Below are 24392 nucleotides of genomic sequence, written 5' to 3'. Positions count from 1 at the left end.
ACAGCGGTGCCGAGCGGCGTGCGCCAAGCGGTCATTCGACGGTAATGGCGCAGTCGAAGACCTTCTCCGGTTCCACGCCAGTCTCCCAGGGCCGCCGGTAGACCAGCAGCAGGCTGTCCTGGCCGGCCTGCACGGCCTGGAAGCGCCAGGTCGACTGCCCGGCGCTGCCGACCACAGCGGGTTGTTCCGCCGAGCTGTAGACCTCCGGGCCGAGGCTGCGCAGTACCCGCGAGGCGGATTCGCGCACCTGCCAGCGGTAGCCGGTGGAGGGGTTGCTGGGCAGCGTCAGCACCAGTTGCTGGTGGCTTTCCAGCTGCAGCGGGCAGTCATCGTCCTCCTCGAGGGTGACGGTGGCGCTGCCGCTGTGCGCGCAGCCCGTCAGCCAGACGAGGCCGATGGGCAGCAGGTATGGCAGGGCGAGGCGCATGCAAGAGCTCCTGGCGAGGGCGATGGGAGGAGAATAGCCGGAACCACGGGCGTCTGCAGTGCTGCAAAAGCGGCCTATTGCCGTGATGTGTAGAGAAGTTGTCCGGCACGGTTGGATAGGCGTGTCGGGCGGGAAGGAAAATGGTGACGGTGCAAGCGCACCGGTGGATAGGGCGGTTCGGCAATTGGAGAGGTTTCGGGTGACAGGTGAACAAGCGGAGCGCAAGAGCAAGGGGTCTTCCATCTCGCGCGTCCTGGAAATCATCGAGGCCGTCGCGCAGGCGGAGCGTGCGCTTTCCCCGGCCGAGCTGGCCTTCATGCTGGATATCCCCAAGCTCAGTATCCATCGCCTGCTGCAGCAGCTGCAGGCCGACGGTTACCTGCAGGTGAACCTGCGCGGACTGATCGTTCCCAGCGATCGCCTGCAGCGGATCGCCATGGGGGTGCTGTACGCCAGCCGACACAAGGCGCTGCGCCAGTCGATCCTGCAGCGCCTGGCGAAGGAAACCGGTGAAACCTGCGGTATCGCCATACCCGATGGCATCGACATGGTTTATTACGACCGGGTGCAGAGTAACTGGCCGCTGCAGATCCATCTGCCCGTCGGTTCCCATGTCCCGGTGTGGTGCTCGGCCAGCGGCAAGCTGTACCTGAGCAGCTTTCCCAGGGCGCGCCGCCAACAGATCCTGCGCAGCCTGCCGCTGCAGCGGCTGTCACGCAACACCATCACGCCCACCGCCACGGCTACCGAGAGGGCCATGCAGCGCTCGCCGGAGGAGCCGAAGGCGGCGCCCAGCAGCGAGTTGACCGCGTTGTCGAGGTCAGCATCGGGCATCACGATGGCATGGTTCTTCGCGCCGCCCAGTGCCTGGCAACGTTTGCCGTTGGCAGCAGCGGTCCGGTATATGCGCTCGGCGATGGGCGTCGAGCCGACGAAGCTGACCGCCTGCACGCGCGGATCGTGCAGCAGGGCGTCGACCGCTTCCTTGTCGCCGTTGACCACGTTCAGCACGCCCGGCGGCAGGCCGGCCTCAGTAGTTCGGTGACGAACAGGGTCGAGCTGGGGGCGCGTTCGGAGGGCTTGAGGACGAAGCGGTTGCCGCAAACGATGGCCATGGGAAACATCCACAGCGGCACCATCACCGGGAAGTCGAACGGGGTGATGCCGGTCACCACGCCGAGCGGCTGGAATTCACTCCAGGAGTCGATGTCCGGGCAGACGTTGCGGCTGTGCTCGCCCTTGAGCAGCTCTGGCGCACCGCAGGCGTATTCGACGTTCTCGATGCCGCGCTGCAACTCGCCGGCGGCGTCATGGACAATCTTGCCGTGCTCCTCGCCGATCAACTGGCAGATCCGGGCGGCGTTCTGCTCCAGCAGCTCCTTGAAGCGGAACATGATCCGCGCGCGCTGTCGCGCCAGGCGGGGAAGGCCGCCTGGGCGGCGGCGATGGCGTCCTCCACGGTGGCTTTGGCAGCCAGTGCCACGCACTTTTCGGCCTGGCCGGTGGCGGGTTGAAGACGTCCTGGGTGTGGGCTGCGTCGCTGCGGCGCTCGCCGTCGATCAAATGTCCGATGAGGGGGCATGGCGTTGGTTCTCTTGTTCTCGATAGGGGGGGTGAAGAGCCTGGCGTTCAGCGCCAGAGGCCCTGGTATAGCTCGACGATCTGTGCGGCGTCGGGCACGCGCGGGTTGTTGCCGGGCGAGCCGGAGGCCAGTGCCTGCTCGGCCATGGTCGGCAGCAGCTGTTCGAAGCGCGCACGTTCGGCGCCGAACTGCTCCAGAGTCGGCACCTGGAGTTCGGCGTTCAGCTCATGGAGGAAGGCCAGCAGCCGCTCGTTGGCCCTGGCATCGCCGTCCGTCTCGCCGGCTATGCCGATGGCGCGCGCGCACTCAGCGTAGCGCCGCTCGGCGGCGGGGATCGAGAAGGCGGTGACGCTGGGCAGCAGCATGGCGTTGGGCAGCCCGTGCGGCACATGGAAGAAGGCGCCGATCGGCCGGTTCATGCCGTGCACCAGGGCCACTGAGGCATTGGAGAAGGCCACCCCGGCCAGGGTCGAGCCGAGCATCAGCGCCTCGCGCGCTGCCCGGTCGCTGCCGTCGCGGTAGGCGTCGGGCCGATCAGGCGCATGGCGGCGATGGCCTGGCTGTCGCTGTAAGGATTGGCCTTGCGGCTGACGTAGGCCTCGATGGCGTGGGTGAAGGCATCGATGCCGGTGTCGGCGGTGGTCCGGGCCGGCAGCGAGAGGGTCAGGTCGTAGTCGATCAGTGCAGCCAGCGGCATGAAGCCGATTCCGGCGCAGAGCATTTTCTCGTCACTGGCCTCGTCGGTGATGATGGTGAAGCGGGTCACCTCGGAGCCGGTGCCGGCGGTGGTGGTGAAGGTCAGCGCTCCCAGGGCGATGGCGCCGGGAATCAGCCGCTTGGGCGCGTCCGTCTCACGGAAAAGGGCGGCGATGGGGTAGACGGCGAAGCCGACGACGAACAGCGAGGCCCCGCCGTAGATGAGGATGCCGCAGGTGAGCACGATGGTGAGGGGCGAGATTCGCCGCTGAGCAGCACGGCCAGCAGCGCCAGGGACGGGGCGAGAACCAGGGCGTTGATTCCCCGGTAGGCGAAGCATATGAGCAGAACGAGGGATGGAGCTATGCCGGAGATGGCGAGCATAGCGTTGTTCCTTTATTGTTTTTGTGGAAAACGATATGTTTTTTTATCGTTATTCATGGTTTGCCTTGTGTCAAGCAGGGACGGGGCTGAGGCAGAGCAGATCCACCCGTCAACCGGGCAGGCTTGGGAGACAGGCAGGAGGAGGGGGATGGTGGGGAAAGGGGCCGGGCAGACGGCTTGGTGGTCGGCCTGTCCGGCTCTGAACTCTGAAGCAGGAATAGCGGACGGGGGCGCCCACTCGGAGGATCAGGGCTTGTCCTGGGGGAACAGCACCCTGACCACGTCGGAGAATCGTTTGGCGAAGTGTACGGTGAGGCCTTCCTTGAGATAGTCCGGCAGCTCCTCGAAGTCGCCACGGTTGGCTTCCGGCAGGATCAGCTCGAAGATCTTCTGTCTCCGGGCGGCGATCACTTTCTCGCGTACCCCCCCGATGGCCAGCACCTGACCGGTGAGGGTCAGTTCGCCGGTCATCGCCACGCCCTGATTCGGCGCCTGGTTGCGTGCCAGAGAAAGCAGGGCGCTGGCCATGCTGATGCCGGCACTGGGGCCGTCCTTGGGCGTCGCGCCTTGCGGCACATGCAGGTGGACGAAGGCCTGGTCGAAGAAGGTCGGATCGCCCTTGTACTGCCTGAGGTGCGAGCTGATGTAGCTGTAGGCGATTTCCGCCGACTCCTTCATCACATCGCCGAGCTTGCCGGTCAGCTTGAAGCCGCGGTTGAGGGTATGGATACGCGTTGCCTCGATCGGCAGGGTGGCGCCGCCCATGCTGGTCCATGCCAGGCCAGTAATGATACCGACGCCCTTCAGGTGCCACTCCTTACGAAACAGCGGCATGCCCAGGTAGTCCTCGAGGTCTTTGGGGCCGACCTTCACCTTGGCGTCTGGATCATCCAGCAGCCTGACTACCGCCTTGCGCACAATCTTGCCGAGCTGCTTCTCCAGCTGGCGTACGCCGGCCTCGCGGGCATAGCCCTCGATTACCGCCTTCAGCGCGCCGTCGCCGATCGACAGGCGGCTCTTCGGCACTCCGGCCTTCTCCAGCTGGCGCGGCCACAGGTGGCGCTTGGCGATGGCGAACTTCTCCTCCGCGATGTAGCCGGACAGACGGATCACCTCCATGCGGTCGAGCAGCGGGTTGGGAATCGAGTCCAGGGTGTTCGCCGTGCAGACGAACAGCACCTTGGACAGGTCCAGACGCAGGTCCAGGTAGTGGTCGAGGAAGGCCACGTTCTGCTCGGGATCGAGGGTCTCCAGCAGCGCCGAAGCCGGGTCGCCCTGATGGCTGGCGCCGAGCTTGTCGATCTCGTCGAGCATGATCACCGGGTTCATCACCTCGACTTCCTTCAGCGCCTGTACGAGTTTCCCCGGCAGGGCGCCGATGTAGGTGCGACGGTGGCCCTTGATCTCCGCCTCGTCGCGCATGCCGCCGACGCTGAAGCGGTAGAACGGACGGCCGAGGGATTCGGCGATCGACTTGCCGATGCTGGTCTTGCCCACTCCCGGCGGGCCGACCAGCAGCACGATGGAGCCGGCGATCTCGCCCTTGAAAGCGCCAACGGCCAGGAACTCGATGATCCTGGCCTTGATGTCGTCCATCCCGGCATGGTGCTGGTCGAGCACCTTGCGGGCATGGGCCAGGTCGAGCCGGTCCTCGCCGTAGACGCCCCACGGGATGCTGGTTGCCCAGTCCAGGTAGTTGCGGGTGACTGCGTATTCCGGCGAGCCGCTTTCGAGGATCGACAGCTTGTTGAGCTCCTCGTTGATGCGCTTCTGCGCTGCCGGCGGCACCGTCTTGCCCTCCAGGCGGGCGCGGAATTCGTCGGCGTCGGCGCTCTTGTCATCCTTGGTGATACCCAGCTCGCGCTGGATGATCTTCAACTGCTCCTTGAGGAAGAATTCGCGCTGGCGTTCGCCGATCTTGCGGTTCACCTCCGCGGACAGCTCGTTCTGCAGGCGCGCGACCTCCACCTCCTTGCGCAGCAGCGGCAGGACCTTCTCCATGCGCTTGAGCACCGGCACGGTGTCCAGCACCTCCTGCAGCTCGTCGCCCGGCGCGCTGGTCAGCGCGGCGGCGAAGTCGGTCAGGGGCGAGGGATCGTTGGGGCTGAAGCGGTTCAGGTAGTTCTTCAGCTCCTCGCTGTACAGCGGATTGAGCGGCAGCAGCTCCTTGATCGCGTTGATCAGCGCCATGCCGTAGGCCTTGACCTCGTCGCGTGGGTCCTGGGCGCTCTTCGGGTAGTCCACCTCGACCAGATAAGGCGGCTTGCGGCTCAGCCAGCCGCGGATGCGCACGCGGGTCAGACCCTGGGCGACGAACTGCAGCTTGCCGCCCTCCTGGCTGGCATGGTGCACACGCACAAGGGTGCCGTGTTCGGGCAGCTTGTCCGGGTCGAAGTCCTCGGCGCTCTCCGGCGGCGGATCCATGTAGAACAGCGCCAGGCTGCGTTGCGGCGTCTTGGCAACGCGCTTGAGGGTTTCCGCCCAGGGATCGGGATTGACCACCACCGGCAGCACCTGGGCCGGGAAGAACGGACGGTTGTGGATCGGGATGATGTACACCTGGTCGGGCGGGGTCTGTTCGGGCAGGACGAGACTGTTGGTCGCGGTTTCTTCCTCGACGATCTCGGGCGCGATTTCCTGGTCGTTCATGACTCACCTTGTCTGGCAGCTTTGCCGACTATAGATGGGGCGCTGGAGCGGTTTTTTCAATCCGCAGGACGGCCGTCGGCAGGGGGCTTAATTGTTACGATATAACATGTTAGATTCACCGCCCCGACGCGGCCCGGCCCTCTGCCTGGCCTTTCGCCGTCCGCACTCTGGAGACAAGCATGAAGCGCCATCCCCTCGTCTGGACCCTGGGGCTGACCCTGGTCCCGGCCGCCTGGGCGAGCGAGCCGGTGGAGCTGGAGTCCACCGTGGTCAGCGCCAGCGCCCTGGCCAAGAAGCCCCACGAAATGACTACCCCGGCAGAGGTGCTGGAGGGCGACGAGCTGATCCTGCGCCGCGAGGCGACTCTCGGCGAGACTTTGGAAGGCCTTCCCGGCGTGCGTTCGGCGAGCTTCGGCGCGGGTGTCGGGCGGCCGATCATCCGCGGCCAGCAGGGCGCGCGGGTGAAGATGCTGAGCGACGGTGTGGACGTGCTCGACGCCTCGAACATCAGCCCGGACCACGCGGTGACCAGCGAGCCGCTGCTGGCTGAGCGCATCGAGGTGCTGAAGGGCCCGGCGACCCTGCTCTACGGTGGCGGTGCGATTGGCGGGGTGGTCAACGTGATCGACAAGAAGGTGCCCACCTACGTCCCGGAAAACGGCTACGAGGGCGAACTGGAATTGCGTGCCAACAGCGTCGCCAACGAGGGCTCCGGGGTGTTCGGCATCACCGCCGGCAGCGGCCACTTCGCGGTGCGCGTGGAGGGGGTCAAGCGCCAGGCCGACGACTACGAGATCCATGGCTCACCGAGCAAGCAGGAGGGCTCCTTCAACGACACCGACACCTATAGCCTGGGCGCCAGCTTCGTCGGCGAGCGCGGTTATCTCGGCGCGGCCTACAGCGAGCAGGACAACCGTTATGGACTGCTTGGCCACCAGCACGCGGACTGTCATCTCGACGGGCCCGCGGCCTGGCACTGCGGGGACGACGATGACGATCATGACGATCATGACGATCATGACGATCATGACGATCATGACGATCATGACGATCATGACGACGGGCACGATGATGACCATGATCACGGGGGAGGACGGCCCTATATCGACATGCACCAGCGACGCTGGGACCTGCGCGGCGAGTTGAGCGACCCGCTGCCCGGCTTCGAGCTGGCGCGCTTGCGCGCCGCCCATACCCGCTATGGGCACAAGGAGGTCGAGGGTGGCAGTGTCAGCACCCGTTTCAAGAACGACGCCAGCGATGCCCGCCTGGAACTGACCCACCAGCCGCTGTTCGGCTGGCGCGGCGTGCTCGGCGGGCAGACCCTGCGCCGCGACTTCGAGGCCAGCGGCGAGGAGGCCTACGTACCGCCGACCATCACCCGCAACCACGCGCTGTTCCTGCTCGAGGAATACACCGCCGGCGCCTGGCGCTACGAGGTGGGCCTGCGCCACGAGTGGCAGGACATCGAGGCCGAGGGCCGGCCGGACAAGGATCACCGCGGCACCTCGTTCTCCGCCGGCGCGGTGTGGACCTTCGCCCCGGAGTACTCGCTCGGCTTCTCGCTGAGCCGTTCGCAGCGCTTGCCGAGCGCGGAGGAGCTCTATGCCAATGGCCCGCACGCGGCGACCCGCACCGTCGAGCTGGGCGACCCTGAATTGGACGAGGAAACTTCGCACAACGCCGAGCTGACCCTGCGCAAGTTCGCCGGACGCACCACCTTCAGCCTCACCCTGTACCGCAACCAGGTGGACGACTATATCTACGCCGCTGACACCGGTCGCGATATCGGCTCCAGCTATCGGGAGATCGAGTACCGCCAGGAGGATGCGCTGTTCACCGGCGCCGAGGGCGAGGTGCGTTTCCAGGCCAGCGACGCCACGGCAGTGACTCTGTTCGGCGATCAGGTGCGCGGCAAGCTGCTCGATGGCGGCGGCGATCTGCCGCGGATTCCCGCCGGGCGTCTCGGCGTGCGCCTGGACCACCGCTTCATGCCCAGTCTCGACGGCCAGCTGGAGTTCTACCGGGTGAATCATCAGCATCGGCTGGCCGATTTCGAGACCGAAACCTCCGGCTACAGCATGCTAGGCGCCAGTCTCACCCATCGCGGCTCGCTCCAGCATGCCGACTACCAAGTCTACCTCAAGGGCGATAACCTGCTGGACGAGAAGGCCCGTGACCACAGCTCCTTCATCAAGGACGACGTCGTGCAGCCGGGGCGCAATCTGACCTTGGGGATGCGGATAACCTTCTGAGTCCGGGGCGACTGGCCTGCTTGCCACTTGCTATCGTCTAATCCGAGTATGGCGAAAGGAGGTGGGTGATGTTCAAAGCCAGTCGGGTCCTGCAGGACGATGTGCTCGACACCAGCGCCGGGGAGTTCTTTCCGGTCATCAGCGCCAACTATTGCGTCGACGAGGCAGCCTGGCTGAACGAGCTGCTGCCGCTGGCCGATCCCGGCGAGGCCAGCATTGCGGCGATCCACGAGAGTGCTCGCACGCTGATCGAGGCGGTGCGTCGCCGTGGCAACGCGGAGGACACCCTGGACGCCCTGCTGCGCGAGTATAGCCTGGATACCCAGGAGGGGGTGATGCTCATGTGCCTGGCCGAGGCGCTGCTGCGGGTGCCCGATCCGGCCACAGCCGAGGCGCTGATCCGCGACAAGCTGAGCGAGGCACAGTGGGCGCAGCACCTCGGCCACAGCGACAACCTGTTGGTCAACTTCGCTGCCTGGGGGTTGCTGATGACCGGCCGGCTGGTCAGCCCGGAAAGCGCCGACGGCCGGCCGAAGAGGGTGCTCGGCCGGCTCCTGCAGCGCTCCGGCGAGCCGGTGATCCGCGCGGCGCTGAGCCAGGCGATGAGGCTGATGGGCAGCCAGTTCGTCCTCGGACGCAACATCGCCGAGGCGCTGCGCAACAGTCGCCGGGCCCGCGAGCGGGGCTACAGCCATTCCTTCGACATGCTCGGCGAGGCCGCCCTGACCGAGGGGACTGCCGAGCGCTACCTGACAGACTATCGCCTGGCCATCGAGGCCCTCGGTCGCGAGCCGCAAGTCGGCAGCGGGCCGCGGCCGTCGATCTCGATCAAGCTCTCGGCGCTGCATCCGCGCTACGAAGCGGCGCAGCGCCAGCGGGTGCTCGTCGAACTCTTCGCCAGCGTGCGCGAACTGGCCGAGCTGGCCCGCTCGATGAACGTCGGCATCACCATCGACGCCGAGGAGGCCGACCGCCTGGAGCTGTCCCTGGAGCTGTTCGAGAAGCTCCTCTGCGACCCGGCGATCCGCGGCTGGGGCGAGTTCGGCCTGGTGGTGCAGGCCTATTCCAAGCGCTGCCTGCCGGTACTGGTCTGGCTGACCCTGCTGGGCCGCGAGCTGGATACGCGCATCCCGGTGCGCCTGGTCAAGGGCGCCTACTGGGACAGCGAGATCAAGCAGTGTCAGGTGCAGGGGCTGGACGGCTACCCGGTGTTCACCCGCAAGGAGGGTACCGACACCTCCTACCTGGCCTGTGCCCGCTACCTGCTCGGCGAGCACACCCGCGGGGTGCTCTATCCGCAGTTCGCCACCCACAATGCACACACCGTCGCCTGCATCCTGGCCATGGCCGGCGAGGCCCGCCCGCCACGCGACTTCGAGTTCCAGCGCCTGTATGGCATGGGCGATGCGCTGTACGACTGCCTCCTTGAGCAGCACCGGGCCAGGGTGCGCATCTACGCGCCGGTGGGAGAATACCGCGAGCTGCTGCCCTACCTGGTCCGCCGCCTGCTGGAGAACGGCGCCAACTCCTCGTTCGTGCACCGGCTGGTCGATCCGCACATCCCGGTGGAGACGTTGATCGAGCATCCGGTGGAGCAGCTGCGCCGCTGCAGCACCCTGGCCAACCCGCGCATCCTGCTGCCGGCGGATATTCACGGAACGGAGCGGAAAAACTCACAGGGAATAAACCTGAACGTGCACAGCCAATGGAGGCCGTTCGAGCGGGCCTTGCAGGTGCAGCTGGAGTGCCGCTGGCAGGCGACACCGCTAATCGACGGGCAGGTCCTCGCCGGCGAGGTGCGCGAGGTGCGCTGCCCCCAGGACCTTGACCGGGTAGTCGGGACCCTGTGGTGTTCCGGCAGCGAGCTGGTCGGCCGGGCCATGGAGCGGCTTGCCGCCGCCTGGCCGCGCTGGAACACCACGCCGGTGGAGCAGCGCGCTGCGATTCTCGAGCGGCTCGCCGAGCTTCTCGAGGAGCACCGCACCGAGCTCGTGGCGCTGTGCATCCTGGAAGCCGGCAAGACCATCCAGGACGGTCTCGACGAAGTGCGCGAGGCGGTGGACTTCTGTCGCTACTACGCCCGCCAGGCGCGCCTGACCCTGGGGCGCACGGAGCTCAGGGGGCCGACCGGCGAGCGCAACGAACTCTTCTATGAGGGGCGTGGCCTGTTCTTCTGCATCAGCCCGTGGAACTTTCCCTTGTCGATCTACCTGGGGCAGATCGCCGCCGCGCTGGTCGCCGGCAACTGCGTGCTGGCCAAGCCGGCCGAGCAGACCAGCCTGATCGCTGCGCGTGCCCTGGAGCTGCTGTTCGCCGCCGGCCTGCCGAAGGAGGCGATCGCTTTCCTGCCCGGCGACGGCCCCAGCCTGGGCGCCGCCTGTTGCGCCGATCCGCACCTGGCCGGGGTCTGCTTCACCGGCTCCACCGACACTGCGCGGCTGATCAACCGCCGCCTGGCCTGGCGCGACGGGCCGCTGATCACGCTGATCGCCGAAACCGGAGGGCAGAATGTGATGATCGTCGACTCCACCGCGCTGCCCGAGCAGGTGGTCAAGGATGCCCTGCATTCGGCCTTCACCAGCGCCGGGCAGCGCTGCTCGGCGTTGCGCGTGCTTTACCTGCAGAACGAAATCGCCGGGCCGGTGATCGACCTGCTCAGGGGGGGCATGGCCGAGCTGCGGGTCGGCCCGCCGCAGCGCCGTGACACCGATATCGGCCCGCTGATCGACGCGGAGGCCCGCCAGGGGCTGCTGGAGCATGTCGACACGCTCAAGGGCGAGGGCCGCCTTATTGCCGAGGCGAGCCTGCCGCCCGGTCTGAACGGCCACTTCCTAGCCCCGATGGCGTTCGAGATTGGCGGCATCGGCGAGCTCAGGAAGGAGCATTTCGGTCCCCTCCTGCATGTGGTGCGCTATGCCGCGGAGGATCTCGAACAGGTGGTCGCGGCGATCAATGCCTGCGGTTACGGTCTGACCCTCGGCGTGCACAGCCGCAACGAGGCGACCGCCCGGCGCATCGAGGCCCTGGCGCGGGTCGGCAACCTCTACATCAACCGCAATCAGATCGGCGCGGTGGTCGGCGTGCAGCCCTTCGGCGGCTGCGGCCTGTCCGGCACCGGGCCGAAGGCTGGTGGGCCGAACTACCTGCTGCGCTTCGTCCACGAACGCTCCACCGCGGTGAACACCACCGCGGTGGGCGGTAATGCCTCGCTGCTGTCCCTGAGCGAGGAAGAGTGAGGGCTCCGTTTTCGTGATCGCCAGCGCTCCCCGCCTGGGCAGGGGAGCGCAGCAACTGTCCGCCTTAGTTTTGCACCGTCGCCGGCGCCGCCTGGCAGAGGCTGTTTTGTCCCTGCAGGTAGGGCTGGAGGATCGGCGCCATGCCCTTGAGTACCTGCACCGGCAGCGCCGAGGTGAAGCGGAATTTCTCCGCGGCGCGGCCGGGGACGTAGGCAGTGAGCGTGCCGAAGTGGCTCGGTCCGAGATAGAAGACGAAGGTGGCGGTGCGGTTCAGCGCCTGCGAGCTGACCACGTAGCCGCCGCGGGCGACCCGCTGGATGCGGTTGTCGCCGGTGCCGGTCTTGCCGCCGACGGTCAGGGGTGTGCCGTCGGCCTGGCGAAAGCTGCCTTGCAGGCGCCGCGCGGTACCGTTCTCCACCACCTGGGCGAGGGCGCCGCGCAGAGCTGCCGCGACTTCGGGGGCGAGTACCCGGTGAGCGCGGTCCGGGGCGAGGCCGAGACGGGTCTCGTAGGGTGTGTCGACGGCGAATTCCAAGCTGTCGATGCGCACCACCGGCAGGCGCACGCCGTCGTTGAGGATGATGCCGATCAACTCGGCGAGTGCTGCCGGGCGATCCCCCGAGCTACCCAGGGCGGTGGCCAGCGAGGGCACCAGATGGGGGAAGGGGTAGCCCAGCCGTTGCCAGCGCTGATGGATGTCGAGGAAGGCTTCCACCTCCACCATGGTACGGATGCGGCTGTCCCGGGCGCTGCGGTGACGGCTCTTGAACAGCCAGCCGTAGACCTCCTGGCGCTCGTCGCGGCTGGCCTCCACCACCTCTTTGTAGCTGGCCGCCGGGTGCTGGATCAGGTAGCCCAGCAGCCACAGGTCGAGGGGGTGGACGCGGGCGATGTAGCCCTGGTCCGGCAGGTTGAAGGCGCCGGGGCCGTAGCTGCGGTAAAGGCTGTCGAGGCGCTTCTCGGTGAGGGTACGGTCATTCGGCAGGTGGGCGCGCAGGAAGGCGTCGAAGCTGGCGCGGCTGCTCTGCGGCAGCAGGTAGCGGTGCACCGCGGCGAGCCGCACCGGGGTGACGCGCAGGCCCTCGAGGAAGGTGGCGAGGCGCTCGTCGCTGCTCTTGTCTCGATACTTGTTCCAGAAGCGGCGCAGGAACACCGTACCTTCGCGGTCGACGAAGCGGGTCAGGTACTCCAGGCGGCGAGGATCGCGGTCGTCCTTGAGCAGGGCGACGCTGTTGTTCGGCGACTGGTAGATGGTGTAGCGGACGATGTCGCGCAACAGGCGCACGAAGGGCAGGTTGATCGACTCGCGTAGCGCTTCGCGCATGGTCGGCCGGCGCCCGTTGTCTTCCTTGCGGAAGTTGGCGAAGGTGTGCAGGCCACCACCGGTGAAGAAGCTCTCGCCGGAGCTTGCCGAGTAGCGCCGCTCGAGGGCGGCATCCAGCATGGCTGGCAGGCTGCCCCCCGGATTCGCCATCAGCCACTCCAGCGCCCAGCGGGTCAGTAGGTCCAGCGGCTCCACCACCGTTTCCGCCGACCGTAGCGCGGTCCTGTCCAGCCCGGCGAAGCGCGCGTGCAGTTCGGCGACGATCTCCAGGTAGGTGGCCAGCACCCGCAGCTTGGCGGTCGAGCCCAGCTCCAGCTTGCTTCCCTCGTTGATGTCGAAGGGCTGCGCGGTGCTGTCGGTCTGCACCCGCACGAGGAAGCTGTCGCCGCTGCGTTCGAGCAGCGTGAAGCTGTAGCGTACCTCGGTGGTTTTCTCCGGTGACAGAAGGCGTTCGCCGAACAGGCCGACGCCTTCGGCAAAGGCCGGGTCGGCCAACTGGCCAAGGTAGCGGGTGACGGCGTCCTGTAACTCGCCCTGTAGGGGAGTGCTGGCAGACAGGTCGAAACGGTCGAGGTCGTACAGTGAGCGCTGCAGCAGGGTGGCCAGACGGCTGCGGGCGACGCTGATGCCCTTGGTGGTTTCGATGGGCTGGACGGCTGGCTCCTGCAGCCAGTCACGGAACACGGCGCGCTGGGCCAGAGCGGCCTCGGCCAGGGTGGCGTCGAGCAGCCCGCCTTTGTGCAGCAGGCGGATGTGGCTGTCGGTGAGGGCGGCCAGTTCTTCGCGACCGACGATCAGGTAGTGGGTGGGACGGCGCTGGGCGATCAGTAGCGAGAGCACCTGGCGCAGCGCCAGGCCGCGCTCGGCGGGGCTGGCGTCCGGCGTGGCGAGTAGCTGGTTGACCCGGGCGAAGTCGGCGCCGTACCAAACCCGCAGGCCGTCGGCCAGGCCGTGCACCTCGCCGTAGCCCGGCGCGGCGGCGAGCGGCACGCTGTTCAGGTAGTCGCGCACGACATTCTGCCGCGCTTCCATTGTCTGCGGGCCGTCCTGGTAGGCGCGCACGCTGGCGGAGAACATCTGCCGCAATTTTTCCATGGCCGAGTCGGTCAATCCGTCCGGCGAGTGGCGGTATTTCTCGATCTGAGTTGCCAGGGTGCTGCCGCCGGCCGACTGGCCGGACAGGCCGAACAGCTCGCGAACCTGGGAGAGCGTGGCCTTGGCGAAGCGCGGCCAGTCCACCGCGGGGTTGGCCAGCGGCTGCGCGGGGTCAAGCAGATGGCGGTTTTCGATGAATAACAGGCTGTGCATCACCAGCGGCGGGATGCCGGCGTAGCTGGCATAGAATTCCCGTGGCAGGCGGTAGCTGTAGAGTGGCACGCCGCGGCAGTCGCTGATGGTCAGCCCGGCCTGGGGCTTTTCCTCATAAGGCGGGAACAGGCGGCGGCGGCTGTAATCCAGCAACGGCTGGGAAAGGCGCGCCTGGTGGGTGATCTCGAAGCCCCGCTGTTCGAGCCGCGGCAGCCATTCGGGCAACGACGTGTAGCCCAGGCGACGGTCGTAGGGGCCGTATTCGGGGAAGTGGATCGCCGGACTCGGGCCGGCACCCACCGAGTAGCTGAGGGTGCCGGCGTAGCGGCTGAATTCCCGGGACTGCAGGCGCGAGGTTTGCAGTTCGGAGTAGGCCAGCATGCCGAGCACGGCGGCACCGGCCAGTACTACAAACCAAAGCAGCAGGCGCCAGCGCAGTCGGGGGGAAGGGGGCGGAGCGGAGGTCGGCAGATCGTGCGCGGGGAGCGCGGGTCGTTGTTCATCTCTCTGCCAAATTACACCCATATCGACCTGTACCTGGCGGTTCTCGCCTGTCTGTTTGTCCGTCAGATCATTAGCTTAGCCGTTGCCTGCAGGTCTCGGAGGGGGCTCTTTTGCCGCCCTTTTGTGCGTTGTCTGGACGGCCGGCATTCAGCGGCCTTTCTGCGCCGCGCTGACCCCCTCCAGGGTAGCGAAGGAGGTGTCCTTGGCGGTCAGTAGGAAGTCGCGCATGAAGGGCGCATCCAGCATGTCGGCGCGGATTGCCGCATGCAGCGTGGCGTACAGGCCTTTCTCGCCGAGTCGCTTGGCGGTGACGTAGCCGCGCGCGCTGTACTCGTGCAGCGCCCAGTTCGGCAGGCAGCAGACTCCGCGTCCGGAGGCCACCAGCTGCAGCATCATTACCGTCAGCTCGGCGGTACGCACGCCGGCTGGCTCGACGTCGGCCGGATCGAGAAAATGCGTGAAGATGTCCAGGCGATTGCGCTCCACAGGATAGTGGATCAGCACTTCCCCGGCTAGCTCGGCAGGTCGGATGTACGGCTTGGCGGCCAGTGGGTGCTGGTTGGTCACAGCGAGCAGCGCCTCGTAGGTGAACAGCGGCACGTAGGCGATGCCGGGCATCTCCAGCGGGTCGGAGGTCACCACCAGGTCGAGATCGCCGCGGGCCAGTGCTGGCTGCGGGGCGAAGGGGAAGCCGGAAGCGAGATCCAGCTCGACTTCGGGCCAAGCGTCGCGGAACTGGTCGATGGTCGGCATCAACCACTGGAAGCAGCTGTGGCACTCGATGGCCATGTGCAGGCGGCCGGCGGTGCCGCCGGCGAGGCGCGCCAGATCGCGCTCGGCGCCGCGCAGTTGGGGCAGCAGGGCGTCGGCCAACTGCAGCAGGCGCAGCCCGGCGCTGGTGAAGCGCAGCGGCTTGGTCTTGCGCATGAAGAGTTGCAGGCCGAGGCGATCCTCCAGTTCCTTGAACTGGTGGGACAGTGCCGACTGGGTCAGGTGCAGGCGCTCGGCGGCCTCTACCAGGCTGCCGGCCTCGCGTAGTGCGTGCAGGGTGCGCAGGTGGCGCAGTTCGAGCATGATAGCCTCTCATGAAAATTTATAAAGATGATCTGTAATAAGCTGAGTTTGTCTCATGCTTGGTACCTTGTCGACAATGCCGCCCTCACTGATATGGAGAAAAGCGCATGGCCTTGGCACACACCCTCGGATTCCCCCGCATCGGTCGCAATCGCGAATTGAAGCAGGCCCTCGAAGCCTACTGGCAGGGGCGGCTGGATGAAAGCGGCCTGCGCGCGGTCGGCCGCTCGCTGCGCGCCGCCCACTGGCAGGCCCAGCAGGACGCTGGCATCGGGCTGCTGCCGGTCGGCGACTTCGCTTGGTACGACCAGGTACTCGCCCATTCGCTGCTGGTCGGCGCAATTCCCCGGCGCTTCCGCCCGGCCGACGGGCGGATCACCCTGGACACCCTGTTTGCTATGGCGCGTGGCGCCGGGTCTGGCTGCGCCGGTACCCAGGCGCTGGAGATGACCAAATGGTTCGATACCAACTACCACTATCTGGTCCCCGAATTCACCCACGACCAGCGCTTCCGCCTGAGCTGGGAGCAACTGTTCGAGGAGGTGGCCGAGGCTCGGCAGCTGGGCCACAGGGTCAAGCCGGTGCTGATCGGCCCGCTGACCTACCTCTGGCTGGGCAAGGCACGGGACGGCGCGTTCGACCGGCTGGAGCTGCTCGAGCGGCTGCTGCCGGTCTATGGCGAAATCCTCGGCCGGCTCGCCGCGCTAGGCGTGGAGTGGGTGCAGATCGACGAGCCGATCCTGGTGCTGGATCTGCCGCAGGCCTGGAAGAGTGCCTTCGAGCGCGCCTATCACCTGCTCCAGCAGGCACCATTGAAGAAGCTGCTGGCGACCTATTTTGGCGCGCTGGACGACAACCTCGGCCTGGTGACGAACCTGCCGGTCGACGGCCTGCACATCGATCTGGTCCGCGCCCCGCAGCAACTGGCCGGGGTGCTCGACCGCCTGCCTCCGTACAAGGTGCTGTCCCTCGGGGTGGTGAACGGTCGCAACGTCTGGCGCTGTGATCTGGAACAGGCCCTGCAGTCGCTGCAGCTGGCCGCCGAGCGCTTTGGCGAGCGCTTGTGGGTAGCGCCGTCCTGCTCGCTGTTGCACAGTCCGATGGACCTGGCGCAGGAGGATCGGCTCGACGAGGAGCTGAAGGGCTGGCTGGCCTTCGCCGTGCAGAAGTGCCGGGAGGTGGCCATCCTTGCCCGGGCCATTGAGGAGCCCGAGGCGCTCGAGGTGCGCGTGGCGCTGACGGACAGCCGGGCCGCTCGGGAAACGCACCGGCATTCCCCGCGCATCCACAAGCCGGCCGTGCAGGCCCGTCTGCGGGAAGTCGCCGAAAGTGATTGGCGGCGCTCGGCGCCGTTCGCCGAGCGCATTGGCAGGCAGCGCGCGCAGCTTGACCTGCCGCCGTTCCCCACCACCACCATCGGCTCCTTTCCGCAGACCGCGGAAATCCGCCAGGCGCGCCAGGCCTACCGGCGCGGGGCGCTGGACGAAGCCGGCTATCGCACGGCGATGCAGGCACAGATTCGCCAGGCGGTCGAGGTGCAGGAGCGCCTCGGGCTGGACGTGCTGGTGCACGGTGAGGCCGAGCGCAACGACATGGTCGAGTACTTCGCCGAACAGCTGGATGGCTATGCCTTCACCCGCTTCGGCTGGGTGCAGAGCTACGGCTCGCGCTGCGTCAAGCCGGCGTTGATTGTCGGCGATATCCAACGGCCGTGGCCGATGACGGTGGAGTGGATCCGCTATGCGCAAGGCCTCACCGAGAGGCCAATGAAGGGCATGCTCACCGGCCCGGTGACCATGCTGATGTGGTCCTTTCCCCGCGAGGATCTGCCGCGCGAGCAGCAGGCGCTGCAGCTGGCCCTGGCGATCCGCGATGAGGTGCAGGACCTGGAGGCCGCCGGCATCCGCATCGTGCAGATCGACGAGGCGGCCTTCCGCGAGGGCCTGCCGCTGCGCCAGGCCGAGCGCGGGGGCTACCTGGATTGGGCGGTGCAGGCCTTCCGCCTGTGCAGCTCAGGGGTGCGCGACGAAACCCAGATTCATACCCACATGTGCTACAGCGAGTTCAACGACATGATCGAGGCCATTGCGACGCTGGACGCCGACGTCATCTCCATCGAAGCCTCGCGTTCGCAGATGGACCTGCTCGAGGCCTTCGAGGATTTCGCTTACCCCAGCGAGATCGGCCCGGGGGTCTATGACATCCATTCGCCGCGGGTGCCGGGCCGGGAGGAAATGCTCGCGTTGTTGCGGCAGGCCGCCGAACGCATCCCGCCAGAGCGCTTGTGGGTGAACCCGGACTGCGGCCTGAAGACCCGCGGCTGGGCGGAGACCGAGGAGGCATTGGCCAACATGGTGGCGGCGGCGCTGGCGATGCGTAAGGCGGTCGAGGGCGGTGCCTGATCGACCGGTCGCGGCGGGAGGGACAATCCGGAGTTCTACCGTTCGGCGGGCTTCATTAAATTGTCATGGTTCTGTGGTAACGCGCTCGAACGAACATCCAGATAATTTTGCTTGAATGGAATTTTATTTTCCGGGTGTTTGCGATGCGCACATTGCTCCTTCTGGCCGCCCTGCTGTGCGGCCTGCCAAGCTTGGCGGCATCCCGCTGCGATCTCCAGGCGCCGACCGCGCTGGCCGATTCGGGCGCGGTGCGGCTGGCCTACCAGAGTATCGGGCGAGACTCCGACCCGGCGCTGCTGTTGATCATGGGGCTTGGCGGCCAGCTGATCGACTGGCCCGACGAGGTGCTGCTCGGCCTGTGCCGGCAGGGCTTCCGGGTGATCCGCTTCGATAACCGCGACGTCGGCCTCTCCACCTGGGTGGGAGAGGTGCCGCAGGTCAGCCTGACCTACGGGCTATTGCGTCATCGGCTCGGGTTGTCGGTGTCCGCCCCCTATGCCCTGCGCGACATGGCCCGGGATACGCTGGCGCTGATGGAGCAGCTGCAGGTGCCGCGCTTCCATGTGCTCGGCGTCAGCATGGGCGGAATGATCGCCCAGCACATGGCTGATCTGGCCCCTGAACGGGTGCAGAGCCTGACCCTGGTGATGACCAGTTCCGGTGCGCTGGGCCTGCCTGGTCCCAGCGAAGCGCTGCTGAAACTGCTGGCGCGGCGTGGGGCGGACAGTCGCGAGGTGGCGATCGAGCGTCAGGTCGAGCTGCTCACTGCACTCGGCAGCCCGCAGGTCGAGGCCGACCGCGAGCAGCTCCGGCGGCAGGCGGCGGCGGCCTACGACCGTGCCTTCAATCCGGAGGGTGTCAAGCGGCAGATCCTCGCCCTGCTCGCCGAGCCGAGTCGCGTCAAGCTGCTCAAGCGCCTCCGCCTGCCGACTCTGGTGGTGCACGGAACTGCCGATCCCCTTCTGCCAGTGATGCATGGCGTGCATGTCGCTGCGCATGTGCGGGGCAGCGAGCTGAGGCTGATCCCCGGCCTGGCCCACCGCTTCCAGGAGGCTTTCAAGGAGCCGCTGCTGGCGGCGGTGCTGTCGTATCTGCACAGCCAGCGCAGGGAGAGGGCCCTGGCCCGGCTGTAGCCGTGCTGCGCATGGCGGTCGGGCCTTCGCAGAGATACTCGGCGAGCCGCCGTTGCGCGGCCGGCGGCAGCAGCAGGCCAAGCTTGGTGCGTCGCCAGAGGATGTCGTCGGCCTGCTCTGCCCATTCCTCGCGACACAGGTAGTCTACTTCCCGGCCGTACAGTCCGCCGCCCAGGTGCTCGCCGAGATGGGCGGGGTGGTGGGCGCCTCCGAGCAGGCGATAGGTGCGGCTGCCGTAGGTATGGGCCCAGCGCTGGGCGAGTCCGTCGGGCAGCCAGGTGAACTCCTGCAGCAGGGTGCCGGCCAGTACTTCCGGCTCCTCCAACTCTTCGCCGCCGGGCAGTGCTGTGCTGGCGGTCCAGCTCGGTCCCATTGGCGGCAGGAAGGGTGCCAACTGCTCCAGCGCCGCTTCGGCGAGCCGGCGGTAGGTGGTCAGCTTGCCGCCGAACACCGAAAGCAACGCAGCCTGGCCCTGCTCGGCGGAGAGACTGAGGCTGTAGTCGCGGGTGATGGCGGCCGGATCGGGCGATTCGTCGTCGAGCAGCGGGCGCACGCCGGAGAAGCTGTGGCGGATGTCGCTGCGCTGTAGCGGCCGTTTGAAGTGGGCGTTGACCACCCGCAGCAAGTAGTCGACTTCCGTCTCGCTGATGGCGACTTGGGCCGGATCGCCAGCGAACTCCCGGTCAGTGGTACCGATCAGGCTGTAGCGCTGCAGGTAGGGAATGACGAAGACGATGCGTCGGTCCTCGTTCTGCAGGATGTAGGCCTCGTCGCCTTCGTAGAGGCGCGGCGCGATCAGGTGGCTGCCTTGGACCAGGCGGATGCGATGGGGCGGGCGCTGGTGCAGGGCGTCCTCGATGAAGCGGGTCACCCAGGGGCCGGTGGCATTCACCAGAGCCTGGGCGCGGACACTCTGGCGACGGCCATCGGCCCGCTGCAGCTCGATCTGCCAGAGGCCCTGCTGGCGCTGTGCGGACAGGCAGCGGGTGCGGGGGTAAATGGTCGCGCCCCTTTCCCGTGCGGCCATGGCATTAAGCAGCACCAGGCGGGCATCGTCCACCTGGCAGTCGGCGTATTCGAAGCCGCGGCGGATTTCCGGCTTGAGCGGGCTGTCTGTCGTGAAGCGCAGCGCGTGCGAGGCGGGCAGGTGCCCGCGGCCGCCCAGGCGGTCGTAGAGGAACAGGCCGGCACGGATCATCCAGGCCGGTCGCAGCTGCGGGCGGTGGGGGAGGACAAAGCGCAGTGGCCGGATGATATGCGGTGCCTTGGCCAGCAGCACCTCGCGTTCGGCTAGCGCTTCGCGCACCAGGCGGAACTCGCCATGCTCAAGGTAGCGAAGGCCACCGTGGATCAGTTTGCTGCTGGCCGAGGAGGTGTGTGCGGCCAGGTCGTGCTGTTCGCACAGCAGTACGCGCAGGCCGCGCCCGGCGGCATCGGCGGCGATGCCGACGCCGTTAATGCCGCCGCCGACCACGACCAGATCGTAGAGTGGATCGCCGGGGGGTTCAGGGGAAACTGGGGAGTTGTTGTCCATTTCAGCTAAGGTAACGGTTCAATAGTCCCATTTTCCACTTTCGAACATGACTCCTGCTATCGATCTGCTGAAAAAAGCGCATGCTGAATTTCGTGTGCACAGTTACGCTCATAATTCCAAGTCCGTTTCCTACGGCCTGGAGGCGGCCGAGAAGCTGGGCCTGCCGCCGGAGCAAGTCTATAAGACGCTGCTGGCCGCGACCGAGAAGGGCGAGCTGCTAGTAGCGGTGGTGCCGGTCGCCGGCAGTCTGGACTTGAAGGCCCTGGCCAACGCTGCCAGGGTCAAGAGGGTCGATATAGCCGATCCGGGCGTCGCCCAGCGCAGCACTGGCTACCTGGTAGGGGGCATCAGTCCGCTGGGACAGAAGAAGCGCCTGCGCACCTTCGTCGACGAATCGGCCGGGGGCTTCCCGAGCATCTTCGTCAGTGCCGGCCGTCGGGGGCTGGAGGTGGAGCTGGCGGCGCAGGTGCTGGCCGACCATGCCCGGGCGAGCTTCGCCGCCATCGGGCGCTGAGTCCACCGGCCGCTGGCCGGCTTCCGGCCCTGCTCTGGATCAGGGCTCTTCACTGTAGCGGCGCACGCCGGAGCTGGCCAGCTCGGGCTGGAGGGTACCATTGCCCTGGGTGGGGAAGACCACCAGGTGCTCGGCCGCCACGCTGATGCCAACCTGCTCCCCGGGCAGATGGTCGATGTGGCTGGGGAAGATGGCTTCCAGCGGGCTGCCGGTGGGCAGCTGCAGGCGGTAGAGGGTGGAGGCGCCGAGGAAGGTCTTGCCGGTGATGGTGGCCTTCAATTCGCTGTCGGGCGCGTAGACGATGTCATCCGGGCGCAGCAGGACCTCCACGGTGCTGCCGATGGGGCAGGTGTAGGCGCGGTTGCCCTGGATCATGCCAAGCTCGGTCTGTACCGTCTCCGGGGCCAGCAGCTGGCCGCGGATGAAGTAGCCCTGGCCGATGAAGCTGGCCACGAAGGGAGTGAGTGGTTCGTGGTAGAGATTGTAGGGAGTGTCCCACTGCTCCAGGTGGCCATTCCTGAATACCCCGACGTGGTCGCTGACGGCGAAGGCCTCTTCCTGGTCATGGGTCACCAGCACCGCGCTGGTGCCGCGTGCCTTGAGGATGTCGCGCACCTCATGGCTGAGCTTGCGGCGCAGTTCCACATCCAGGTTGGAGAAGGGCTCGTCGAGCAGCAGCAGTTGCGGCTCCGGCGCCAAGGCGCGGGCGAGGGCCACCCGCTGCTGCTGGCCGCCGGAAAGCTCGTGCGGGTAGCGCAGGGCCAGTTGGGCGAGCTTGACCAGCTCCAGCAGTTCGGCGGTTATGCGCTCGCGCCGGGAGTGCTTGCGGATGCCGAAGGCAACGTTCTCGGCCACAGTGAGATGTGGGAACAGCGCGTAGTCTTGGAACACCATGCCGATGTGGCGCTTCTCCGGCGCCAGGGTGAATCCGGCGCGGGAGATCACTTCGCCGGCCAGCTGGATCTCGCCTTCCTGCACCGGCTCGAAGCCGGCGATGGCGCGCAGGGTGGTGGTCTTGCCGCAGCCGGAGGGGCCGAGCAGGCAACCGATATCCCCCGCATTCAGGTGCAGATTGATCTGTTGGACGATCCTGTGGCCTTGGTAACCACAGACGAGGTCACGAAGGTTGAGCAGTAGGGAATGGGTCATGCGTGGTGGTAGGCTGGTTCGATGAGAAATTCCAGCAGCGCCTTCTGTGCATGCAGGCGGTTTTCCGCCTGGTCCCAAGCCACCGAGCGGGGATCGTCGAGCAGGTCAAGGCTGATTTCCTCGCCGCGATGGGCTGGCAGGCAGTGCATGAAGAGGACATCGTCGGCAGCAAGGTCGAGCAGCTCGCTGGTCACTTGATAAGGCTTGAAGAGGGCCAGCCGATCTTCGGCTTCCTTCTCCTGGCCCATGGAGGCCCATACGTCGGTGCTGACCAGATGAGCGCCAGCAACCGCTTCGCGCGGATCGCGGACGATTCGCACACGCTCGGGAGCAATGGCGGCGAACTCGAGCTTAGGGTCGAAACCTTCGGGGCAGGCAATCATGAGTTGGAAATTGAATTGCAGTGCGGCTTCGATATAGCTGTTGCACATGTTGTTGCCATCGCCGATCCAGGCCACAGTCTTGCCTTGAATCGAGCCCCGATGCTCGAAGAAGGTCTGCATGTCGGCCAGCAGCTGGCAGGGGTGCAGGTCATCGGATAGGCCATTGATGATTGGTACCCGGGAGTTTTCGGCAAAGGTGATCAGGGTGCTGTGGGCAAAAGTGCGGATCATCACGGCGTCGAGCATGCGCGACATGACGATGGCCGTATCGCTGATGGGCTCGCCGCGGTCCAACTGGCTGTCTCGCGGAGATAAGAAGATGGCTTGGCCGCCGAGCTGGATCATCCCCGCTTCGAAGGACAGACGGGTGCGGGTCGAGGCCTTCTCGAAAATCATGCCCAGCACTCGATTCTTCAGGGGCTCGAACAGGGCACCGCTGTTGCGCAGATCCTTCAGCTCGATGCCGCGACGAATCAGGTTGGCCAGCTCCTGGGGCGTGCAGTCCATCAGAGAGAGAAAGTGCCTTGCGCTCATCATCGGTTCCTTTCTTATATCGGTACAAGCCGCAGGTCGAGGCGGATCTCCGCCGGAAATGACTGTGCCTGCAGCGGCCACTAAGAGGTGGCGAAAAATGGGAAAGCGGCGATCTTATAGGGAAAAGGCAAAACCGCGCAAACCGCCCCTTGAAGCGATAAAAGCAAAGTCTATGCCTGTATTGTGCCTGGAGGGGCGATTGTCCCATGGGTGGTTTCATGAAGGTTGAGCGCGTAGCTGGGTTTTCCGTTACAATGCCGCCATCGTGCCGATTTCGTCGGAAAGCCCAGCCGAGGTGACTCAATGGATATCATCGAAACCATCAAAGAGCAGATCGCTAGCAACAGCGTACTGCTGTACATGAAAGGCTCGCCGAATGCACCACAGTGCGGCTTCTCGGCCCGTGCTGCGCAGGCCTTGATGGCCTGCGGCGAGCGATTCGCCTATGTCGACATTCTGCAGAACCCGGAAATTCGCACCACCCTTCCTAAGTACGCCAACTGGCCGACTTTCCCACAGCTATGGGTCAATGGTGAGCTGATCGGTGGTAGTGATATCATCCTCGAACTGTTCGAGAAGGGTGAGTTGCAACAGGTTGTCAAGGGTACGGCCAATAAAGCCGACGCCTGAGGCGCATGAAACTGCGAAGGCATCCGTCCGGATAAGCTGAGTGAGAACCTGATAGTTCAAAGTGGCAGTCTAGAAAGTGCCCGTATTGAGAAATGCGGGCACTTTACATTTATGCACCGTATCTGAAGCCGAAGCTCGGTCTGGAAAATGACTCTGGGCTGCAGGAGCTTTACTCAAGAAGCCGATTCGGGTGCCGGGAGCACGTCGCGCTGCTAAGTATCTGAACGGAAATTTTCCGGCATACTGGTTGCCTTGTCCCTGTGGCTCCCGGAGCACCCCATGAAATTCGTGTCGCCTCTTGCCGACACAGACTCCAGGCGTTGATGGATGCCCATACGCAAGGCGAGAAGCCAGCCTTGCGCCGTCGTGCCCATGCCATCGTGCTCAGTCACAAGGGCTGCAGCATCAACCCGATCAGCGACATTCTGGCGGTCACGCGCGAGACCGTGTCGCATCTGGTTCGATGCCTGGCAAGCCGATGGCCTGGAGGGGCTCAGGGACAAGGCCCGCAGCGGTCGGCCGGCCATCTACGACGAGTGCGACCGGAAACGGCTGCAAGCCCTGGTGGCCGAGCATCTCCACCGGATAAGAACCGTCCAGGCACGCCTGCAGCAGGAAACCGGCAAAACCTCCTGCACGGCCACGGTCAAGCGGGCTTTGAAATCTGGGGTATG

At 66.2% G+C, this 24392-nt stretch carries 13 protein-coding genes and 4 pseudogenes; 8 read left to right on the top strand and 9 right to left on the bottom strand.

Going from position 1 to position 24392, the window contains the following annotated elements; all coding sequences use genetic code 11:
• Positions 1–31: 31 nt before the first annotated feature.
• Positions 32–427, bottom strand: coding sequence for a protease inhibitor I42 family protein (locus tag ACYVD0_RS13010; RefSeq protein WP_460427191.1), 396 nt, complete (start codon positions 425–427; stop codon positions 32–34).
• A gap of 199 nt (positions 428–626) precedes the next feature.
• Between ACYVD0_RS13010 and ACYVD0_RS13005 the strand changes: the two are divergent.
• A pseudogene (locus tag ACYVD0_RS13005) lies at positions 627–1157 on the top strand (IclR family transcriptional regulator); the annotation flags it as partial.
• Here the strand turns inward: ACYVD0_RS13005 and ACYVD0_RS13000 are convergent.
• From ACYVD0_RS13000 to lon, 3 genes and pseudogenes are all read right to left on the bottom strand, one after another.
• Positions 1157–1999, bottom strand: a pseudogene (locus ACYVD0_RS13000) (aldehyde dehydrogenase family protein); the annotation flags it as partial. The pseudogenes ACYVD0_RS13005 and ACYVD0_RS13000 overlap by 1 nt on opposite strands.
• A gap of 57 nt (positions 2000–2056) precedes the next feature.
• A pseudogene (locus ACYVD0_RS12995) lies at positions 2057–2820 on the bottom strand (dehydroquinate synthase/iron-containing alcohol dehydrogenase family protein); the annotation flags it as partial.
• A 515-nt stretch (positions 2821–3335) separates the two neighbouring features.
• On the bottom strand, positions 3336–5738 hold the full coding sequence (gene lon / locus ACYVD0_RS12990) for an endopeptidase La (RefSeq protein WP_460427190.1): 2403 nt from the start codon (positions 5736–5738) through the stop codon (positions 3336–3338).
• Between the two features lie 179 nt (positions 5739–5917).
• Between lon and ACYVD0_RS12985 the strand changes: the two genes are divergently transcribed.
• Entirely contained in the window at positions 5918–7993 is a 2076-nt protein-coding gene (locus ACYVD0_RS12985; RefSeq protein WP_460427189.1) for a TonB-dependent receptor, read from the top strand.
• Between the two features lie 68 nt (positions 7994–8061).
• On the top strand, positions 8062–11229 hold the full coding sequence (gene putA, locus ACYVD0_RS12980; protein ID WP_460427188.1) for a bifunctional proline dehydrogenase/L-glutamate gamma-semialdehyde dehydrogenase PutA: 3168 nt from the start codon (positions 8062–8064) through the stop codon (positions 11227–11229).
• Between the two features lie 64 nt (positions 11230–11293).
• Here putA and ACYVD0_RS12975 read toward each other — a convergent pair whose 3' ends face one another.
• Both ACYVD0_RS12975 and metR read right to left on the bottom strand, forming a co-directional pair.
• Positions 11294–14386 carry a transglycosylase domain-containing protein gene (locus ACYVD0_RS12975; protein WP_460427187.1) on the bottom strand — a complete coding sequence of 1031 codons (3093 nt, stop codon included), beginning with the start codon at positions 14384–14386 and terminating at the stop codon, positions 11294–11296.
• Positions 14387–14512: 126 nt separating this feature from the next.
• Positions 14513–15439, bottom strand: a complete 927-nt coding sequence (metR, locus tag ACYVD0_RS12970; RefSeq protein ID WP_460427186.1) for a LysR family transcriptional regulator — start codon at positions 15437–15439, stop codon at positions 14513–14515.
• Positions 15440–15546: 107 nt separating this feature from the next.
• On the opposite strand from metR, the gene metE reads away from it, so the two are divergent.
• On the top strand, positions 15547–17841 hold the full coding sequence (gene metE, locus ACYVD0_RS12965; RefSeq protein ID WP_460427185.1) for a 5-methyltetrahydropteroyltriglutamate--homocysteine S-methyltransferase: 2295 nt from the start codon (positions 15547–15549) through the stop codon (positions 17839–17841).
• A gap of 143 nt (positions 17842–17984) precedes the next feature.
• Complete coding sequence (locus ACYVD0_RS12960) at positions 17985–18974, top strand: alpha/beta fold hydrolase (protein ID WP_460427184.1); 990 nt, start codon at positions 17985–17987, stop codon at positions 18972–18974.
• Here the strand turns inward: ACYVD0_RS12960 and glpD are convergent.
• Entirely contained in the window at positions 18898–20508 is a 1611-nt protein-coding gene (gene glpD / locus ACYVD0_RS12955; RefSeq protein ID WP_460427183.1) for a glycerol-3-phosphate dehydrogenase, read from the bottom strand. The two genes, ACYVD0_RS12960 and glpD, sit on opposite strands and share 77 nt — an antisense overlap.
• A gap of 46 nt (positions 20509–20554) precedes the next feature.
• Between glpD and ybaK the strand changes: the two genes are divergently transcribed.
• A complete protein-coding gene (ybaK, locus tag ACYVD0_RS12950; protein ID WP_460427182.1) occupies positions 20555–21022 on the top strand; it encodes a Cys-tRNA(Pro) deacylase in 468 nt (155 codons plus the stop codon).
• A gap of 39 nt (positions 21023–21061) precedes the next feature.
• Here the strand turns inward: ybaK and ACYVD0_RS12945 are convergent, their stop codons facing one another.
• Positions 21062–22171, bottom strand: coding sequence for an ABC transporter ATP-binding protein (locus ACYVD0_RS12945; RefSeq protein ID WP_460427181.1), 1110 nt, complete (start codon positions 22169–22171; stop codon positions 21062–21064).
• Positions 22168–23088 (bottom strand): ornithine carbamoyltransferase, encoded by a 921-nt coding sequence (gene argF / locus ACYVD0_RS12940; RefSeq protein WP_460427180.1) that lies wholly within the window; start codon positions 23086–23088, stop codon positions 22168–22170. Before argF ends, ACYVD0_RS12945 begins: the two co-directional genes overlap by 4 nt.
• A 303-nt stretch (positions 23089–23391) precedes the next feature.
• On the opposite strand from argF, the gene grxD reads away from it, so the two are divergent.
• Together grxD and ACYVD0_RS12930 are read left to right on the top strand one after the other, a co-directional pair.
• On the top strand, positions 23392–23718 hold the full coding sequence (gene grxD, locus ACYVD0_RS12935) for a glutaredoxin family protein (protein ID WP_460427179.1): 327 nt from the start codon (positions 23392–23394) through the stop codon (positions 23716–23718).
• Between the two features lie 279 nt (positions 23719–23997).
• Positions 23998–24392: pseudogene (locus ACYVD0_RS12930) on the top strand (helix-turn-helix domain-containing protein); the annotation flags it as partial.

It is taken from the genome of Azotobacter armeniacus (genome assembly GCF_054779355.1).
This window is presented reverse-complemented; position numbering and strand designations above follow the sequence as displayed.

What these genes read in the sequence shown, in the direction of transcription:
- ACYVD0_RS13010 (WP_460427191.1), bottom strand. Translation starts at nt 427, where the DNA reads ATGCGCCTCGCCCTGCCATACCTGCTGCCCATCGGCCTCGTCTGGCTG.
- lon (WP_460427190.1), bottom strand. Translation starts at nt 5,738, where the DNA reads ATGAACGACCAGGAAATCGCGCCCGAGATCGTCGAGGAAGAAACCGCG.
- ACYVD0_RS12985 (WP_460427189.1), top strand. Translation starts at nt 5,918, where the DNA reads ATGAAGCGCCATCCCCTCGTCTGGACCCTGGGGCTGACCCTGGTCCCG.
- putA (WP_460427188.1), top strand. Translation starts at nt 8,062, where the DNA reads ATGTTCAAAGCCAGTCGGGTCCTGCAGGACGATGTGCTCGACACCAGC.
- ACYVD0_RS12975 (WP_460427187.1), bottom strand. Translation starts at nt 14,386, where the DNA reads ATGGGTGTAATTTGGCAGAGAGATGAACAACGACCCGCGCTCCCCGCG.
- metR (WP_460427186.1), bottom strand. Translation starts at nt 15,439, where the DNA reads ATGCTCGAACTGCGCCACCTGCGCACCCTGCACGCACTACGCGAGGCC.
- metE (WP_460427185.1), top strand. Translation starts at nt 15,547, where the DNA reads ATGGCCTTGGCACACACCCTCGGATTCCCCCGCATCGGTCGCAATCGC.
- ACYVD0_RS12960 (WP_460427184.1), top strand. Translation starts at nt 17,985, where the DNA reads ATGCGCACATTGCTCCTTCTGGCCGCCCTGCTGTGCGGCCTGCCAAGC.
- glpD (WP_460427183.1), bottom strand. Translation starts at nt 20,508, where the DNA reads ATGGACAACAACTCCCCAGTTTCCCCTGAACCCCCCGGCGATCCACTC.
- ybaK (WP_460427182.1), top strand. Translation starts at nt 20,555, where the DNA reads ATGACTCCTGCTATCGATCTGCTGAAAAAAGCGCATGCTGAATTTCGT.
- ACYVD0_RS12945 (WP_460427181.1), bottom strand. Translation starts at nt 22,171, where the DNA reads ATGACCCATTCCCTACTGCTCAACCTTCGTGACCTCGTCTGTGGTTAC.
- argF (WP_460427180.1), bottom strand. Translation starts at nt 23,088, where the DNA reads ATGAGCGCAAGGCACTTTCTCTCTCTGATGGACTGCACGCCCCAGGAG.
- grxD (WP_460427179.1), top strand. Translation starts at nt 23,392, where the DNA reads ATGGATATCATCGAAACCATCAAAGAGCAGATCGCTAGCAACAGCGTA.